Here is a 16,581-nt window from a genome sequence, read left to right as displayed (position 1 = left end):
AAGAGCTAGCGGTACGCCAGCCAGCCTGATTTAGGAGAGAGTCCATGAAATTGCCGATTTACCTTGATTACTCAGCGACCACCCCGGTTGATCCGCGTGTCGCGCAAAAGATGAGTGAATGCCTGCTGGTCGACGGAAACTTCGGTAACCCGGCGTCCCGCTCTCACGTGTTCGGCTGGAAGGCTGAAGAGTCGGTGGAAAATGCCCGTCGCCAAGTGGCTGACCTGGTGAACGCCGACCCGCGTGAAATCGTCTGGACTTCCGGTGCTACCGAGTCCGACAACCTGGCAATCAAGGGTGTCGCGCATTTCTATCACACCAAGGGCAAGCACCTGATCACCTCGAAGATCGAGCACAAGGCTGTCCTGGACACCATGCGCCAACTTGAGCGTGAAGGCTTCGAAGTCACCTACATCGAGCCCGGTGAAGACGGCCTGATCACCCCGGCCATGGTTGAAGCCGCCCTGCGCGACGACACCATCCTGGTGTCGATCATGCACGTGAACAACGAAATCGGCACCGTGAACGACATTGCCGCCATCGGCGAGCTGACCCGTTCCAAAGGCATCCTGTTCCACGTTGATGGTGCTCAGTCCACCGGCAAGGTCGAGATCGACCTGCAGGCGCTGAAAGTCGACCTGATGTCTTTCTCTGCCCACAAAACCTACGGCCCTAAAGGCATTGGCGCGCTGTACGTCAGCCGCAAGCCGCGTGTGCGCCTGGAAGCCACCATGCACGGCGGCGGTCATGAGCGCGGCATGCGTTCCGGCACCCTGGCCACTCACCAGATCGTCGGCATGGGTGAAGCCTTCCGCGTTGCCAAGGAAGACATGGCTGCCGAGAACGTTCGCATCAAAGCCTTGAGCGACCGTTTCTACCAGCAGGTCGAGCACTTGGAAGAGCTGTACATCAACGGCAGCATGACCGCCCGCGTACCGCACAACCTGAACCTGAGCTTCAACTACGTTGAAGGCGAGTCGCTGATCATGGCCCTCAAGGACCTGGCAGTATCGTCCGGTTCGGCTTGCACCTCGGCATCCCTGGAGCCTTCATACGTACTGCGCGCCCTGGGCCGCAACGACGAACTGGCACACAGCTCGATCCGCTTCACCTTCGGCCGTTTCACCACCGAAGAAGAAATCGATTATGCCGCGCAGAAAGTCTGCGAGGCCGTTACCAAGCTGCGCGCTCTGTCGCCGCTGTGGGACATGTTCAAAGATGGTGTCGATATCTCGAAGATCGAGTGGGCGGCACACTGAATATAAGTCGCCGCAAACGGGTTCTGTAGAGCGTGTCGGCAACGGCGGTGTACGGAACCCCAAGAGCGACTCTCTGATGAGTGAGGATTAAGAATCATGGCTTACAGCGAAAAGGTCATCGACCACTACGAGAACCCGCGCAACGTCGGCAAGATGAACGCGGAAGATCCTGACGTCGGCACCGGCATGGTCGGCGCTCCGGCGTGCGGCGACGTGATGCGTCTGCAGATCAAGGTCAACGAGCAAGGCATCATCGAAGACGCCAAGTTCAAGACCTACGGCTGCGGTTCGGCTATCGCTTCCAGCTCCCTGGCTACCGAGTGGATGAAAGGCAAGACTCTGGATGAAGCAGAGACCATCAAGAACACTCAGTTGGCTGAAGAGCTGGCCCTGCCGCCAGTAAAAATCCACTGCTCGGTACTCGCTGAAGACGCCATCAAGGCCGCTGTTCGCGATTACAAGCAGAAGAAAGGCCTGATCTGATTTCGGATTCAGCTTTCACAGATTGAGCGACAAGTAAGGAGTCACGATGGCTATCAGCATGACAGAAGCGGCTGCTCAACACGTGCGACGTTCCCTCAATGGGCGCGGCAAAGGTGATGGGATTCGTCTGGGTGTCCGCACCACAGGCTGTTCCGGCCTTGCCTATGTGCTGGAGTTCGTCGACGAGGTGGGTGAAGAGGATCAGGTGTTCGAAAGTCACGGCGAGAAAGTGATCATCGACCCGAAAAGCCTGACCTACCTGGACGGCACCGAGCTGGATTTCGTCAAGGAAGGGTTGAACGAAGGCTTCAAGTTCAACAACCCCAACGTGCGCGGTGAATGTGGCTGCGGCGAAAGCTTCAACATCTGAGGCTTCTCGTGGGTACTCCTTGTCATTTCGCTTTATTTGAGCTGCAGCCCGGCTTTCGCCTGGATCTCGAGCAGCTGGCTACGCGCTACCGTGAGTTGGCGCGTGGTGTTCATCCGGACCGTTTTGCCGATGCCAGCGAGCGCGAGCAGCGCTTGGCGCTGGAACAGTCCGCGAGCCTCAACGAGGCCTACCAGACGCTCAAAAGTCCTCCCAAGCGCGCACGTTACTTGCTCGCCTTGAATGGGGGTGAGCTGCCGCTGGAGGTCACGGTGCATGATCCGGAGTTTCTTCTGCAGCAGATGCAATGGCGCGAAGAGCTCGAAGACCTGCAAGACAGTGCCGACCTGGGTGGTGTAGCCGCCTTCAAGCGCCGTCTGAAATCGGCTCAGGATGAATTGAACGAAAGCTTCGCAGCCTGTTGGGATGATGCGGCGCAACGTGAACAGGCTGAACGCCTGATGCGGCGCATGCAGTTCCTCGACAAGCTCACCTACGAAGTGCGCCAGTTAGAAGAGCGCCTCGACGATTAACCCAGTGCCGCCCCGGTCGCACGCCTGATATACAGATAAGTCCTGATAAGCATGGCCCTACTGCAGATCGCCGAACCCGGCCAAAGTCCTCAACCGCACCAGCGTCGCCTGGCTGTGGGGATAGACTTGGGCACTACCAATTCGCTGGTCGCTGCATTGCGCAGTGGTCTTTCCGAGCCGCTGCCCGACGCGCAGGGTCAAGTGATCCTGCCTTCCGCGGTGCGCTATCACGCTGATCGTGTCGAAGTGGGCGAATCCGCTCGCCTGGCAGCGTCTGCCGATCCTTTGAATACCGTGCTGTCGGTCAAGCGCTTGATGGGTCGTGGTCTGTCCGACGTCAAGCAATTGGGCGAGCAGCTGCCGTACCGTTTTGTCGATGGCGAGTCGCACATGCCGTTTATCGAAACGGTGCAAGGGCCGAAAAGCCCGGTTGAAGTGTCCGCCGATATCCTCAAGGTGCTGCGTCAGCGCGCCGAATCCACATTGGGTGGCGAATTGGTGGGCGCGGTGATCACCGTTCCGGCCTATTTCGACGATGCGCAACGCCAGGCGACCAAGGACGCGGCCAAGCTGGCTGGCCTCAACGTGCTGCGTTTGCTCAACGAGCCCACCGCAGCTGCTGTGGCCTACGGCCTGGATCAGCACGCTGAAGGCGTGGTGGCCATCTATGACCTGGGCGGCGGCACCTTTGATATTTCCATCCTGCGCCTGACTGGTGGCGTGTTTGAAGTGCTGGCCACCGGCGGCGATAGCGCCCTGGGCGGCGATGACTTCGACCACGCCATTGCCAGCTGGATCATCGAGAGTGCGGGCCTGTCCGCCGATCTGGATCCGGGCGCGCAACGCAATCTGCTGCAAACCGCCTGTGCCGCCAAGGAAGCCCTGACCGACGCTGCGTCGGTCGAAGTGGTCTATGGCGACTGGCGTGCACCGCTGACCCGTGACGCCTTCGATGCGCTGATCGAACCCATGGTTGCTCGCAGTCTCAAGGCTTGCCGGCGTGCCGTGCGTGATTCCAATGTCGAGTTGGACGAAGTCCAGGCCGTAGTCATGGTCGGTGGTTCGACCCGTGTGCCGCGAGTGCGCGAAGCTGTGGCCGACATGTTCGGTCGCCAGCCGCTGACCGAGATCGACCCGGACCAGGTCGTGGCCATCGGTGCTGCGATCCAGGCCGATACGCTGGCCGGCAACAAGCGTGAAGGCGGCGAACTGCTGCTGTTGGATGTGATTCCGCTGTCCCTGGGGCTGGAAACCATGGGTGGGCTGATGGAAAAGGTGATTCCGCGCAACACCACCATTCCAGTCGCTCGGGCCCAGGATTTCACCACCTACAAAGACGGCCAGTCGGCCATGATGATTCATGTGCTCCAGGGCGAGCGTGAACTGATCAGCGATTGCCGCTCCCTGGCGCGTTTTGAGCTGCGCGGCATTCCGCCCATGGTGGCGGGTGCGGCGAAGATTCGCGTGACCTTCCAGGTGGACGCCGATGGTCTACTCAGCGTTGCCGCTCGAGAGCTGGGCTCGGGCGTCGAGGCCAGCATCCAGGTCAAGCCTTCCTATGGCCTGACGGACGGCGAAATCGCCAAAATGCTCAAGGATTCTTTCCAATACGCCAGTGACGACAAGGTCGCCCGCGTGCTGCGCGAGCAGCAGGTCGATGCCCAGCGCCTGATCGAAGCGGTGCAGGGCGCTCTGGATGTCGACGGCGAGCGTTTGCTGGATGCTGAAGAGCGCATGGTCATTGAGTTGCAGATGCAGGAACTGACTGAATTGATGCGTGGCACCGATGGTTACGCCATCGAGCAGCAGACCAAGCGTCTGTCGCAAGTGACCGATGCCTTTGCTGCCCGCCGCCTGGATTCGACGGTGAAAGCCGCGTTGGCGGGGCGCAACTTGAATGAAATCGAGGAATAACTGATGCCGCAGATCATTTTTCTGCCACACGCCGTGTTTTGCCCGGACGGTCTGGTTGTCGAGGTTGAGCCGGGTGTGTCTGTGCTCGACGTGGCGCATGACCATCACATCGAGATCGAAAGCGCCTGTGGCGGCGTCAGTGCCTGCACCACCTGTCACTGCATCGTGCGCGAGGGTTTTGACTCGCTGAACGAGGCTGACGAGCTGGAAGAAGACCTGCTGGACAAGGCCTGGGGTCTGGAAGCCCAGTCGCGCCTCGCGTGCCAGGCGATCGTCGGTGATGAAGACCTGACCATCGAAATCCCGAAATACTCGCTCAACCACGCCGCCGAAGCGCCGCACTGATTCAAGGAGTTTTCATGAGTCTCAAGTGGGTTGATGTGCTGGAAATCGCCATTCAGTTGGCCGAGTCGAAGCCGGACGTGGATCCGCGCTACGTGAACTTTGTCGATCTGCACAAATGGGTTCTGGCACTGCCGGAATTCAGTGACGACGCCGCTCGCGGTGGCGAGAAGGTTCTTGAAGCCATTCAGGCGGCCTGGATCGAAGAAGCGGACTGATTCCGCAACGTACGCAGTTAGGCAATCCCTATAAACCCGCGTATAATTCGCGGGTTTAATTTTTCGCAAATTACCGTTTCTGGAGTTACACCATGGCTGTTCAACGTACTTTCTCCATCATCAAGCCTGACGCTGTTGCAAAAAACGTCATCGGCGAGATCACCACTCGTTTCGAAAAAGCCGGCCTGAAGGTTGTAGCTTCGAAACTCAAGCAATTGTCCAAAGCTGAAGCCGAAGGCTTCTACGCTGAGCACAGCGCTCGTGGTTTCTTCGGCGACCTGGTTGCCTTCATGATCTCCGGTCCTGTTGTTGTTCAGGTTCTGGAAGGCGAAAACGCTATCGCTCTGAACCGTGAGCTGATGGGCGCTACCAACCCTAAAGAAGCTGCTGCTGGCACCATCCGTGCTGACTTCGCTGATTCCATCGACGCCAACGCTGTACACGGTTCGGACTCCGAAGCCGCTGCTGCTCGTGAAATCTCGTACTTCTTCGCAGCTACTGAAGTAACCACTCGCTAAGCATTGGCTTAAGAGTGAAGGTGAATCCATGACGACATCGACTGTAAAAACCAACCTGCTGGGGCTGACTCAACAGGAAATGGAGAAATTCTTCGACTCAATCGGGGAGAAGCGTTTCCGTGCCGGTCAGGTAATGAAATGGATTCACCACTTTGGCGTCGATGATTTCGACGCCATGACGAACGTCAGCAAGGCTTTGCGCGACAAGCTCAAGGCCATTGCTGAAGTTCGCGGTCCGGAAGTGGTCAGCGAGGACATCTCCAGCGACGGCACCCGTAAATGGGTGGTGCGCGTGGCGTCCGGCAGCTGCGTTGAGACCGTGTACATTCCCCAGGGCAAACGCGGCACTCTGTGCGTTTCGTCCCAGGCAGGCTGTGCCCTGGATTGCAGTTTCTGCTCCACCGGCAAGCAAGGCTTCAATAGCAACCTCACTGCCGCCGAAGTCATCGGCCAGGTGTGGATTGCCAACAAATCCTTTGGCAGCGTCCCGGCGACCGTCGACCGTGCTATCACCAACGTGGTGATGATGGGCATGGGTGAGCCGCTGCTGAACTTCGACAACGTCATCGCGGCCATGCACTTGATGATGGACGACCTGGGTTACGGCATCTCCAAGCGCCGTGTGACCCTGTCGACCTCCGGCGTGGTGCCGATGATCGATGAGCTGTCCAAGCACATCGACGTCTCCCTGGCGTTGTCCCTGCACGCACCCAACGATGCGCTGCGCAATCAGTTGGTACCGATCAACAAGAAGTACCCGCTGAAAATGCTCCTCGAGTCCTGCCAGCGCTATATGTCGTCCCTGGGCGAAAAGCGTGTGCTGACCATCGAGTACACCTTGCTCAAGGACATCAACGACAAGGTCGAGCACGCGGTTGAAATGATCGAGTTGCTGAAGAACATCCCGTGCAAGATCAACCTGATCCCGTTCAACCCGTTCCCGCATTCCGGTTACGAGCGTCCGAGCAACAACGCCATTCGCCGGTTCCAGGATCAACTGCACCACGCCGGCTTCAATGTCACCGTGCGCACCACCCGTGGCGAAGACATCGATGCGGCCTGTGGGCAACTGGTCGGGCAGGTGATGGACCGCACCCGTCGTAGCGAGCGTTATATCGCCGTGCGTGAATTGAGCGCCGACGCCGATCTGCCGCAAAGCGCTGCGAACCGTACCTGAGAGAGGATCTCCATGGCCTTGCGCGTTGCGCTCCTTGTGCTTGTTGTCGGCCTTTCGGCTGGCTGTGTCATGTCAGGTGATTCCAGCCCGCTGAATACAAGCAAGGGACGTAGCGAAGCGCGCGAGGCCTATGTGCAGCTGGGCTTGGGCTATCTGCAGCAAGGCATGGCCGAGCGTGCCAAGGTGCCGTTGAAAAAGGCCCTGGAGCTGGACAGCACCGATGCCGACGCCAATGCGGCCCTGGCTCTGGTTTTCCAAGCGGAAATGGAGCCCGAGCTGGCTGAACAGTATTTTCGCAAAGCCCTCACCGCGCGCCCCACCGATGCCCGTATCCTCAACAACTACGGCAGCTTTCTCTTCGAAGAAAAACGTTACAAAGAAGCTTACGAGCGCTTTGAGCAAGCGGCGGCTGATACTCTTTATCCCGAGCGCTCCCGAGTGTTCGAGAACCTTGGTATGACTGCTTCGATGTTTGGCCAGCGTGAGTTGGCCCAGCAGCAACTGGAAAAAGCCCTGCGTCTGAACCATCAACAACCCCGCGCATTGCTGGAAATGGCTGAGTTGTCTTTCGAAGACAGGCATTATGTGCCCGCACATGACTATTACGATCGTTTTAGCCAACTGAGTGGGCAAAATGCACGTAGTCTATTGCTCGGCGCGCGTCTGGCCGAAGTGTTCGAAGATCGCGACAAGGCCGCCAGTTACGGTCTGCAATTAAAACGACTCTATCCCGGTACGCCGGAATATCAGCAATACCTGTCGGAGCAATGATGAAAGCGGCGCATCCCGAAGTTCAAGCAGTGACTCGCGTAAACCCCGGTGAGACCCTGCGTCAGGCCCGCGAAAGCAATGGTTGGTCGCTGGCTGAAGTGGCCCACAAGCTCAATCTCACCGTGAGCTCCCTGAGCAACCTGGAAGCCGGCGCTTTCGACAAGCTGCCGGGACACACCTTTGCCCGGGGTTATATCCGCGCCTACGCCAAGTTGCTGGGAATGGACCAGGCGCTGGCCGTCCAAGAGTTCGACCAGTTCACCGGCACCGACTCCCAGGGCAGCAGCGTTCACGCCTTGGGCCGTATCGAGGAGCCGGTTCGGGTTTCCCACACCATCTTGCGGATTGTCAGCTTGCTGTTGCTGGTTGCTGTGGTCGGCGGCGGTTTTGTCTGGTGGCAGGATCAAACCTCCCTGCGCAGCAAGGACCTGACCGCGCTCAACCAGGAACACGTTGAAGTCGAAGGCGCTGACGGCACCACCCAAATCCACCCGATCGACGAGCCGGAAGACCAGGCTGTTGCTGAAGGCCAGGCCGAGGGCGAAACCAGCCTCGCGCTGCCGGATGCACAGGCGTCGGGCGAAGCACCCGCTGATACTGCGGCGGTTACTCCGACGACCCCGGCAGCTCCGGCAGCGCCCGCTCATACAACGCCTGCCCCAGCGGCCAGCGTTTCCGCGACGCCGGCACCTGCTGCGCCTGCGGTGCACACGCCAGCGGTGGTTCCGGCGCCGACTGCAGCCGTCACTGCCCCAGTTGCTGCGGCTCCCGTCGCCGGCGCTGCTCAGGTACAGATTCAATACACAGCCGACTGCTGGACCCAGGTCACCGATGGCAACGGCAAAGTGCTGTTGAGCGCGCTCAAGCGCAAGGGTGAGACTGTCGATGTCAGCGGCCAACCGCCGTTTGCCGTGCGCCTGGGCTACGCCCGCGGTGCACAGATCAGCTACAACGGACAGGCAGTCGATGTGGCTCCGTTCACCAGTGGCGAGACCGCTCGCCTGAAGTTAGGTCAATAAGTCATGCACGGCGAATCACCAATCAAACGTCGCGAGTCCCGCAAGATTTGGGTCGGCTCGGTCCCCGTGGGCGGCGACGCGCCGATCGCGGTGCAGAGCATGACCAACAGCGACACCAATGACGTGGCGGCCACTGTGGCCCAGATCAATCGTCTGGAAGCGGCAGGCGTGGACATCGTGCGCGTCTCGGTGCCCGACATGGATGCGGCAGAGGCGTTTGGCCGCATCAAGCAACGGGTCAAGGTGCCGCTGGTTGCCGACATTCACTTCGATTACAAGATCGCCCTGCGCGTGGCCGAGTTGGGTGTCGATTGCTTGCGCATCAACCCGGGCAACATCGGTCGCGAAGACCGAGTGCGCGCCGTGGTGGATGCTGCCCGTGACCGCGGGATTCCAATCCGCATCGGCGTCAACGCCGGTTCCTTGGAAAAAGACCTGCAAAAGAAATACGGCGAACCGACGCCAGCAGCGTTGGTGGAGTCTGCACTGCGTCACGTTGAACACCTGGAACGCCTGAATTTCCAGGACTTCAAGGTCAGCGTCAAAGCCTCCGACGTGTTCATGGCTGTCGAAGCCTACCGTTTGCTGGCCAAGGAAATCATCCAGCCCCTGCACTTGGGCATTACCGAAGCGGGTGGTTTGCGTTCAGGCACGGTGAAATCCGCCGTGGGCCTCGGTATGCTGCTGGCCGAAGGGATTGGCGATACTATTCGCATCTCGTTGGCGGCCGACCCGGTCGAGGAAGTGAAAGTCGGCTACGACATTCTCAAGTCCCTGCATCTGCGCTCCCGTGGCATCAACTTCATCGCCTGCCCGAGTTGCTCGCGGCAGAATTTCGATGTGGTGAAAACCATGAACGAGTTGGAAGGGCGCCTTGAAGACCTGCTGGTGCCGCTGGATGTGGCTGTGATCGGTTGTGTGGTCAACGGTCCGGGTGAGGCCAAAGAGGCTCACATCGGCTTGACCGGTGGCACGCCGAACCTGATCTACATCGATGGCAAGCCGGCGCAGAAATTGACCAATGACAACCTGGTGGACCAGCTGGAAAAGCTGATCCGGCAGAAGGCGGCCGAAAAGGTCGAAGCCGACGCTGCGCTGATCGCGCGCGGCTAACCGAACGAATTAAGGATTTTTTGTGAGCAAGTCTCTGCAAGCCATTCGTGGCATGAATGACATCCTGCCCGAGCAGACGCCCCTGTGGCGTTATTTCGAGGGCACCGTCGCGCGTTTGCTGGATAACTACGGTTACAAGCAAATCCGTATGCCGATTGTCGAGTTCACCGAGCTGTTCAAGCGCTCTATCGGCGAAGTCACTGACATCGTCGAAAAAGAGATGTACACCTTCGAAGACCGTAACGGCGACTCCCTGACCCTGCGTCCGGAAGGCACTGCCGCTTGCGTACGCGCTGCCCTGGAACACGGCCTGACCGGCGGTGGCCAAGTGCAGAAACTGTGGTACATCGGCCCGATGTTCCGCCATGAGCGTCCGCAGAAAGGCCGTTATCGCCAGTTCCACCAGATCGGCCTGGAAGTCTTCAACCTCGACGGTCCGGACATCGATGCCGAGCTGATTGTGCTGACCTGGCGCCTGTGGGGCGAGTTGGGCATCCGTGATGCGGTGAAGCTCGAGCTCAACAGCCTGGGCACCTCTGAAGCCCGTGCGCGTTATCGCGAAGCGCTGGTGGAGTTCCTGTCGGCGCGCCACGAGCAGTTGGACGAAGACAGCCAGCGTCGCTTGAAAACCAACCCGCTGCGGGTTCTGGACACCAAGGACCCGGCCACTCAAGCCGTCCTGGTGGACGCGCCGAAACTGGCCGACTACCTGGACGAAGAGTCCCGAGTGCACTTCGAGGGCCTCAAGGCGCGCCTGGATGCGGCCGGTATTCCATACGTGATCAACCCGAAGCTGGTGCGCGGCCTGGATTACTACAGCAAGACCGTCTTTGAGTGGGTCACCGATAAACTCGGCGCCCAGGGCACCGTTTGCGCCGGCGGTCGTTACGACGGCCTGGTGGAGCAGATGGGCGGCAAGCCGACCCCGGGCGTAGGTTTCGCCATGGGTATCGAACGCCTGGTGCTGATGCTGGAAACCCTGGAACAGATCCCGCAAGAGATCTCCCGTCAGGTGGACGTTTACCTGTGCGCCTTCGGTGAGGCTGCCGAATTGGCCGGCCTGGCCTTGAGCGAGCGGGTGCGTGACCAGTTGCCCAACCTGCGCCTGCAGATCAACGCCGGTGCTGGCAGCTTCAAGAGCCAATTCAAGAAAGCCGACAAGAGCGGTGCGCTGTATGCACTGATCCTCGGTGACGACGAACTGGCCCAGCAAGTGGTAGGTTTCAAACCCCTGCGTGGCCAGGGTGAACAACAAAGCATTGCCTGGGATGCACTCGCTGCGCACCTGGCCACCTGCGTCGTGCAGGGTTGAAGCTGTCAAACAGCCGATTTAGCGAATAAGGAGTATTGGGGTGTCGAGTACCGAAGATGAACAGCTGGCGGAATTGAAGGACTGGTGGTCGCGCAACGGTAAACCCCTGGTCACTGGCGGCCTGTTGGCGCTGGTCATCGTGTTCGGCTGGCAGGCCTGGCACAAGTATCAGAGCAACCAGTCGCAAGGCGCATCGGTGCTCTATCAGCAATTGCTGGAAACCACGCTGACCCCTGATGGCAAGCCGGATGTGGCCCGTGTGACGTACCTGGCCGGCAAGCTCAACAGCGATTTCGGCGGCAGCGCCTACGCCCAGTACGGCCGCCTGTTCGTGGCCAAGGTCGCGGTAGACAGCGGCAAGCTGGACGACGCCGCCACCGAACTGAAAGCCGTGACCGACAAGCCAGCCAACCCAACCTTGGGTGAAGTGGCGCGTCAGCGTCTGGCCCAAGTGCTGGCGGCGCAGAACAAGGTCGACGACGCACTGAAGCTGCTCGACGGTGATGCCGACAAGGCCTTCCTGGCCACCCGTGAAGAACTCAAGGGTGACCTGTTGGTGCAGTTGGGCCGTATCGACGACGCCCATGCGGCCTACCAAAAAGCCAAGGCTGCGCTGTCGGATGAAGCCGCGGTCGGTGGCCTTCAAATCAAGCTGGACGACCTGGCCAAAGGGGATGCGTGACGTGATCCGTTGGAAACATGCAGCATTGCTGGCTCTGGCCATTCTGGCCGCGGGTTGCAGCAGCAACAGCAAGAAAGAACTGCCGCCGGCTGAACTGGTCGACTTCAAAGAAGAAGTGGTCCTGCAGAAGCAGTGGAGCCGTTCGGTCGGTGACGGCCAGGGCGAAACCTACAACATGCTGGTACCGGCCATTGATGGCGACACCATCTATGCCGCGGACGTTACCGGCGTGGTGATGTCCCTGGATCGCATGAGCGGTGACGTCAAATGGAAGAAGGATCTTGAACTGCCTGTATCCGGCGCCGTGGGCGTGGGTTACGGCCTGGTCATGATCGGCACCCTGAAGGGCGAAGTGATCGCTCTGGATGCTTCCAGCGGTGAAGAAAAATGGCGCGCTCGCGTGACCAGTGAAGTCCTGGCACCGCCTGCGACCAACGGTGACGTGGTCGTCGTGCAGACCCAGGATGACCGAGTGATCGGCCTGGACGCTGCCACCGGCAACCAGATGTGGCTCTACGACAGCACCCCGGCGGTACTGACCCTGCGTGGCACCAGCGCCCCCATCGCCACCAACCGCCTGGCGGTTGCCGGTCTGTCGACCGGTAAAGTGGTGGCCCTGGATATCCGCAACGGCGTGCCGGTGTGGGAACAGCGCGTAGCAATCCCTCAAGGTCGCTCCGAGCTGGACCGTGTAGTGGACATCGACGGTGGCCTGCTGTTGTCCGGCGGCACCCTGTACGTGGCCAGCTACCAAGGCCGCGTGGCTGCCCTGGATCTGGAAAGCGGTCGTCCGCTCTGGCAGCGTGATGCTTCCAGCTACGCAGGCGTCGCCCAAGGTTTCGGCAGTGTTTACGTGAGCCTGTCGTCCGGCACCGTTGAAAGTGTCGACGAGCGTTCCACCACCGCACTGTGGAGCAACGACTCGCTGGCTCGCCGTCAACTGTCGGCACCGGAAGTCTTCTCCAGCTACGTAGCTGTGGGTGACCTGGAAGGTTACCTGCACCTGCTGAGCCAGGTTGATGGCCGTTTCGTCGGCCGTGAGCGCATCGACAGCGATGGCCTGCGGGCTCGTCCGCTGGTGATGGGTGACATGATTTACGTGTATGGCAACAGCGGCAAACTGGAAGCCCTGACCATCAAGTAATGGTTTGACTATGCTTGGGGAGATCCCCCAAGCGAACTGCAGGAACAAGCACGCTTGCTCCTGCAGTGCTGCCCCGAGCACCAGCCGCTGCCTCGCAGCGGCTTTTGTATTTTCGCAATTAACGCAGTGGAGAGCCGCATGGTTCCCGTAATCGCCCTGGTGGGCCGACCGAACGTCGGTAAATCCACCTTGTTCAACCGCCTGACTCGGACTCGCGACGCCATCGTTGGCGACCTGTCCGGTCTGACCCGTGATCGCCAATACGGTGAGGCCAAGTGGCAAGGGCGCTCCTACATTCTGATCGACACCGGCGGCATCTCCGGTGACGAGCACGGTATGGACGAAAAAATGGCCGAGCAGTCGCTGCTGGCCATTGAAGAAGCCGATGTCGTTCTGTTCCTGGTTGATGCCAAGGCCGGTTTCACCGCCGCCGACCAGATGATCGGCGAGCATTTGCGCAAACGTAACAAGACCTCTTACGTGATCGCCAACAAGGTCGACAACATCGACCCGGACATGGCTCGCGCCGAGTTCGCGCCACTTGGCATGGGCGACGCGGTACCGATCGCCGGTGCCCACGGTCGTGGCATCACCCAGATGCTGGAAATCGCCTTGCGCGAATTCCCTAAAGACGATGAAGACGCGCCGGAAGACGGCGAGGAAGAAATCGTTGCCGAAGGCGAGGAAGCCAAGCGCATTCCGGGCCCAAGCGAGAAAGACGGCATCAAGATCGCCATCATCGGTCGTCCAAACGTGGGTAAATCTACCCTGGTCAACCGCATGCTGGGTGAAGACCGCGTCATCGTCTACGACCAACCCGGCACCACCCGCGACAGTATCTACATCCCGTTCGAACGTAACGACGAGAAGTACACGCTGATCGACACCGCCGGTGTGCGCAAGCGCGGCAAGATCCACGAGGAAGTTGAAAAGTTCTCGGTGGTGAAAACCCTGCAAGCGATCAAAGACGCCAACGTGGTGATCTTTGTCATGGACGCCCGGGAGGGCGTGGTGGACCACGACCTGAACCTGCTGGGCTTTGCCCTGGAAGCCGGTCGTGCCCTGGTGATCGCCCTGAACAAATGGGACGGCATGACGCCAGGCGAACGCGACTACGTGAAAACCGAGCTGCAACGCCGGTTGTTCTTCGTCGACTTCGCTGACATCCACTTCATCTCGGCGCTGCATGGCACCGGCGTGGGCAACCTGTATCAGTCGGTGCAGAACTCCTTCAAGTCGGCGGTCACCCGCTGGCCGACCAGCCGTCTGACGCAAATTCTCGAAGACGCTGTGGGCGAGCACGCGCCGCCGATGGTCAACAATCGTCGCATCAAGCTGCGTTATGCCCACTTGGGTGGTGCCAACCCGCCGCTGATCGTGATCCACGGCAACCAGGTGGAGAAGGTGCCGAAGTCGTATGTTCGCTACCTGGAAAACACCTATCGCCGCGTTCTGAAGCTGGTGGGTACGCCGATCCGCATCGAGTTCAAAGGTGGAGAGAACCCGTACGAAGGCAACAAGAACACACTCACCGACCGCCAGGTCAACAAGAAGCGTCGCTTGATGTCGCACCACAAGAAAGCGGACAAGAAACGCCGCGACAAACGCTAAAAGCTAGGCGTGAATGGCTAGCTGCAAGCCACAGGTTGAAAAGCCTGGAGTGTGAGGCAGGCATTGGAAAGGGTCCTTTAAGGACCCTTTTTTAATCGCTGGCGTTTGGGCTATTCTCGGGAGCTCCCGCGCCGCCGTAGAGCCGGGTGTTCAGCAGGGAACCCTCATGATCACCAGTAAGTTGCCGAATGTCGGCACCACCATCTTCACGCAAATGTCCCAGCTCGCGGTGGAAACCGGCGCGCTCAACCTGTCCCAGGGTTTTCCCGATTTTGATGGCCCCCAGGCGCTGCGTGATGCGGTTGGCCAGCACATTGCCAGTGGCCATAATCAATACGCGCCCATGACCGGGTTGCCGGCATTACGTCAGCAAGTGGCTGCGAAGATCGCTCGCAGCTACGGGGTTCAGGTGAATGCCGACACGGAAGTGACCATCACCCCGGGAGCTACCCAGGCCATCTTCTGCGCCATTCAGGCAGTGATCCAACCCGGTGACGAAGTCATTGTCTTTGACCCGTGCTACGACAGCTATGAGCCGGCGGTGGAGCTGGCCGGTGGTCGCTGTGTGCATGTGCAACTGGGCCTCGAGGACTTTGCCATTGACTGGCAGTCCCTGGGCGATGCCTTGAGCCCGCGCACGCGGATGATCATCCTCAACAGCCCGCACAACCCCAGCGGTGCGTTGATCAGCCGTGCCGAGCTGGACCAACTGGCGGCGCTGATCCGTGACCGCGACATCTACCTGGTCAGCGACGAGGTGTATGAGCACCTGGTGTTCGACGGTGTGCCCCATGTCAGCATCCTCGCCCATGAAGAGCTGTACTCCCGTGCCTTTGTGGTCAGTTCGTTCGGCAAGACTTACCACGTTACCGGCTGGAAGACCGGTTACGTGGTGGCGCCGCCGGCCTTGAGTGCTGAGCTGCGCAAAGTGCATCAATACGTCAGCTTCTGCGGGGTCACGCCGTTGCAGTACGCGCTGGCGGACTACATGTCTGCACACCCGGAACATGTGGAGGAGCTGCCGGCGTTCTATCAGGCCAAGCGTGACCTGTTCTGCGACCTGCTGGCCCCATCGCGCTTCAGCTTTACTCGGGTGGCCGGTACCTATTTCCAGTTGGTGGACTATTCGCAGATCCGCCCGGATTTGAATGACGTCGAAATGTCGATCTGGATGACCCGTGAGCATGGCGTGGCGACCATTCCGGTGTCGGTGTTCTATCAGAACCCGGCGCCGCAACAGCGACTGGTCCGTCTGTGTTTCGCCAAACGCGAGGAGACGTTGCGTCAGGCAGCGGAAAAACTATGCGCGATCTGAAAGCACTGCCCGATCTCAACCTGGCACTGATCCAGACCACCCTGGCCTGGCATGATCGCCAGGCCAACCTCGAGCATTTCGAGCAGTTGCTCGAGCAGGCCCGGGGCGTCGACCTGATCATCCTCCCGGAGATGTTCACCACCGGCTTTTCCATGGAGTCGGCAACCCTGGCCGAGGCGGAAAACGGCCCCACCAGCCAGTGGCTGCGGGTCCAGGCGAAACGGCTGAATACGGTCATCACCGGCAGCGTGATCATCCACGCCGCCGATGGCAGCCACCGCAATCGCTTGTTGTGGGCGCGGCCTGATGGCGAAGTCTGGCACTACGACAAGCGCCACCTGTTTCGCATGGCCGGTGAGCACAACCACTACACCCCGGGCGAGCGCCAAGTGCAGTTCGAGCTCAAGGGCTGGCGCATTCGGCCGCTGATTTGCTACGACTTGCGCTTTCCTGTGTGGAGCCGGGATGCCCAAGACACCGACTTGCTGCTGTACACCGCCAATTGGCCGGGGGCACGTCGCCTGCACTGGAACCGCCTGTTGCCGGCCCGGGCTATCGAGAACCTGTGTTACGTGGCGGCAGTGAATCGGATCGGTACCGATGGCAAAGGCTTTGCCTACACCGGTGATAGCCAGGTGTTGGACTTCCAGGGCGAGACCCTGCTCAGCGCTGGTGAAGCAGACGGGGTGTTCCAGGTGTGCCTGAGTGCCAGTGAGTTGACGGCGTATCGAACTCGGTTCCCCGCGAACCTGGACGCCGATACGTTTCATTTCACCTAGGCGGTTCTGCCTGATCAAGTTTGC

Annotated in this window: 18 protein-coding genes; all 18 read left to right on the top strand. The window is 59.9% G+C overall.

The features are described 5' to 3' along the window. Positions 1-44 precede the first annotated feature (44 nt). The 18 genes from M1B35_RS09760 to M1B35_RS09675 all read left to right on the top strand — a co-directional run bounded on the left by M1B35_RS09760 (position 45) and on the right by M1B35_RS09675 (position 16,557). Positions 45-1,259 carry an IscS subfamily cysteine desulfurase gene (locus M1B35_RS09760; protein ID WP_123328769.1) on the top strand — a complete coding sequence of 405 codons (1,215 nt, stop codon included), beginning with the start codon at positions 45-47 and terminating at the stop codon, positions 1,257-1,259. Between the two features lie 96 nt (positions 1,260-1,355). Continuing rightward, on the top strand, positions 1,356-1,742 hold the full coding sequence (gene iscU, locus M1B35_RS09755; RefSeq protein WP_007929523.1) for a Fe-S cluster assembly scaffold IscU: 387 nt from the start codon (positions 1,356-1,358) through the stop codon (positions 1,740-1,742). A gap of 46 nt (positions 1,743-1,788) precedes the next feature. Then, complete coding sequence (iscA, locus tag M1B35_RS09750) at positions 1,789-2,112, top strand: iron-sulfur cluster assembly protein IscA (RefSeq protein ID WP_123328768.1); 324 nt, start codon at positions 1,789-1,791, stop codon at positions 2,110-2,112. Between the two features lie 8 nt (positions 2,113-2,120). Further along, positions 2,121-2,642 (top strand): co-chaperone HscB, encoded by a 522-nt coding sequence (hscB, locus tag M1B35_RS09745; RefSeq protein ID WP_123328767.1) that lies wholly within the window; start codon positions 2,121-2,123, stop codon positions 2,640-2,642. A 51-nt stretch (positions 2,643-2,693) separates the two neighbouring features. Beyond that, positions 2,694-4,556 carry a Fe-S protein assembly chaperone HscA gene (gene hscA / locus M1B35_RS09740; RefSeq protein ID WP_268261799.1) on the top strand — a complete coding sequence of 621 codons (1,863 nt, stop codon included), beginning with the start codon at positions 2,694-2,696 and terminating at the stop codon, positions 4,554-4,556. 3 nt (positions 4,557-4,559) lie between these two features. After that, positions 4,560-4,901, top strand: coding sequence for an ISC system 2Fe-2S type ferredoxin (fdx, locus tag M1B35_RS09735; RefSeq protein ID WP_123328765.1), 342 nt, complete (start codon positions 4,560-4,562; stop codon positions 4,899-4,901). 14 nt (positions 4,902-4,915) lie between these two features. Further along, positions 4,916-5,116, top strand: a complete 201-nt coding sequence (iscX, locus tag M1B35_RS09730; protein WP_123328764.1) for a Fe-S cluster assembly protein IscX — start codon at positions 4,916-4,918, stop codon at positions 5,114-5,116. Between the two features lie 92 nt (positions 5,117-5,208). Continuing rightward, complete coding sequence (gene ndk, locus M1B35_RS09725) at positions 5,209-5,634, top strand: nucleoside-diphosphate kinase (protein WP_017846179.1); 426 nt, start codon at positions 5,209-5,211, stop codon at positions 5,632-5,634. A 28-nt stretch (positions 5,635-5,662) separates the two neighbouring features. Then, the gene (gene rlmN / locus M1B35_RS09720) at positions 5,663-6,811 is read left to right on the top strand and encodes a dual-specificity RNA methyltransferase RlmN (RefSeq protein WP_123328763.1); all 1,149 of its coding nucleotides are present in this window, start codon (positions 5,663-5,665) and stop codon (positions 6,809-6,811) included. 12 nt (positions 6,812-6,823) lie between these two features. Continuing rightward, on the top strand, positions 6,824-7,582 hold the full coding sequence (gene pilW / locus M1B35_RS09715; RefSeq protein WP_268261798.1) for a type IV pilus biogenesis/stability protein PilW: 759 nt from the start codon (positions 6,824-6,826) through the stop codon (positions 7,580-7,582). Further along, complete coding sequence (locus tag M1B35_RS09710) at positions 7,582-8,601, top strand: RodZ domain-containing protein (protein WP_268261797.1); 1,020 nt, start codon at positions 7,582-7,584, stop codon at positions 8,599-8,601. Before pilW ends, M1B35_RS09710 begins: the two co-directional genes overlap by 1 nt. 3 nt (positions 8,602-8,604) lie before the next feature. Beyond that, entirely contained in the window at positions 8,605-9,714 is a 1,110-nt protein-coding gene (ispG, locus tag M1B35_RS09705) for a flavodoxin-dependent (E)-4-hydroxy-3-methylbut-2-enyl-diphosphate synthase (protein ID WP_268261796.1), read from the top strand. 22 nt (positions 9,715-9,736) lie between these two features. Next, positions 9,737-11,026, top strand: a complete 1,290-nt coding sequence (gene hisS / locus M1B35_RS09700; protein WP_123328759.1) for a histidine--tRNA ligase — start codon at positions 9,737-9,739, stop codon at positions 11,024-11,026. A gap of 40 nt (positions 11,027-11,066) precedes the next feature. Beyond that, a complete protein-coding gene (locus M1B35_RS09695; RefSeq protein WP_123328758.1) occupies positions 11,067-11,708 on the top strand; it encodes a YfgM family protein in 642 nt (213 codons plus the stop codon). Next, entirely contained in the window at positions 11,701-12,852 is a 1,152-nt protein-coding gene (bamB, locus tag M1B35_RS09690; RefSeq protein WP_268261795.1) for an outer membrane protein assembly factor BamB, read from the top strand. The genes M1B35_RS09695 and bamB overlap by 8 nt, the downstream gene beginning before the upstream one ends. A 138-nt stretch (positions 12,853-12,990) precedes the next feature. Then, the gene (der, locus tag M1B35_RS09685; protein WP_268261794.1) at positions 12,991-14,463 is read left to right on the top strand and encodes a ribosome biogenesis GTPase Der; all 1,473 of its coding nucleotides are present in this window, start codon (positions 12,991-12,993) and stop codon (positions 14,461-14,463) included. Positions 14,464-14,629: 166 nt separating this feature from the next. Beyond that, complete coding sequence (locus M1B35_RS09680) at positions 14,630-15,778, top strand: pyridoxal phosphate-dependent aminotransferase (RefSeq protein ID WP_268261793.1); 1,149 nt, start codon at positions 14,630-14,632, stop codon at positions 15,776-15,778. Further along, complete coding sequence (locus M1B35_RS09675) at positions 15,766-16,557, top strand: amidohydrolase (protein ID WP_268261792.1); 792 nt, start codon at positions 15,766-15,768, stop codon at positions 16,555-16,557. The genes M1B35_RS09680 and M1B35_RS09675 overlap by 13 nt, the downstream gene beginning before the upstream one ends. Positions 16,558-16,581 lie beyond the last annotated feature (24 nt).

Source organism: Pseudomonas morbosilactucae, assembly GCF_023241665.1.
GTDB classification, from domain to species: Bacteria; Pseudomonadota; Gammaproteobacteria; order Pseudomonadales; family Pseudomonadaceae; genus Aquipseudomonas; species Aquipseudomonas morbosilactucae.
The sequence above is the reverse complement of the archived record's forward strand: the minus strand, read 5'-3'. Positions and strand labels throughout refer to the sequence as shown.

What these genes read in the sequence shown, in the direction of transcription:
- iscU (WP_007929523.1), top strand. Translation starts at nt 1,356, where the DNA reads ATGGCTTACAGCGAAAAGGTCATCGACCACTACGAGAACCCGCGCAAC.
- ndk (WP_017846179.1), top strand. Translation starts at nt 5,209, where the DNA reads ATGGCTGTTCAACGTACTTTCTCCATCATCAAGCCTGACGCTGTTGCA.
- pilW (WP_268261798.1), top strand. Translation starts at nt 6,824, where the DNA reads ATGGCCTTGCGCGTTGCGCTCCTTGTGCTTGTTGTCGGCCTTTCGGCT.
- M1B35_RS09760 (WP_123328769.1), top strand. Translation starts at nt 45, where the DNA reads ATGAAATTGCCGATTTACCTTGATTACTCAGCGACCACCCCGGTTGAT.
- hscA (WP_268261799.1), top strand. Translation starts at nt 2,694, where the DNA reads ATGGCCCTACTGCAGATCGCCGAACCCGGCCAAAGTCCTCAACCGCAC.
- M1B35_RS09675 (WP_268261792.1), top strand. Translation starts at nt 15,766, where the DNA reads ATGCGCGATCTGAAAGCACTGCCCGATCTCAACCTGGCACTGATCCAG.
- rlmN (WP_123328763.1), top strand. Translation starts at nt 5,663, where the DNA reads ATGACGACATCGACTGTAAAAACCAACCTGCTGGGGCTGACTCAACAG.
- iscA (WP_123328768.1), top strand. Translation starts at nt 1,789, where the DNA reads ATGGCTATCAGCATGACAGAAGCGGCTGCTCAACACGTGCGACGTTCC.
- bamB (WP_268261795.1), top strand. Translation starts at nt 11,701, where the DNA reads ATGCGTGACGTGATCCGTTGGAAACATGCAGCATTGCTGGCTCTGGCC.
- M1B35_RS09710 (WP_268261797.1), top strand. Translation starts at nt 7,582, where the DNA reads ATGAAAGCGGCGCATCCCGAAGTTCAAGCAGTGACTCGCGTAAACCCC.
- ispG (WP_268261796.1), top strand. Translation starts at nt 8,605, where the DNA reads ATGCACGGCGAATCACCAATCAAACGTCGCGAGTCCCGCAAGATTTGG.
- fdx (WP_123328765.1), top strand. Translation starts at nt 4,560, where the DNA reads ATGCCGCAGATCATTTTTCTGCCACACGCCGTGTTTTGCCCGGACGGT.
- iscX (WP_123328764.1), top strand. Translation starts at nt 4,916, where the DNA reads ATGAGTCTCAAGTGGGTTGATGTGCTGGAAATCGCCATTCAGTTGGCC.
- M1B35_RS09680 (WP_268261793.1), top strand. Translation starts at nt 14,630, where the DNA reads ATGATCACCAGTAAGTTGCCGAATGTCGGCACCACCATCTTCACGCAA.
- der (WP_268261794.1), top strand. Translation starts at nt 12,991, where the DNA reads ATGGTTCCCGTAATCGCCCTGGTGGGCCGACCGAACGTCGGTAAATCC.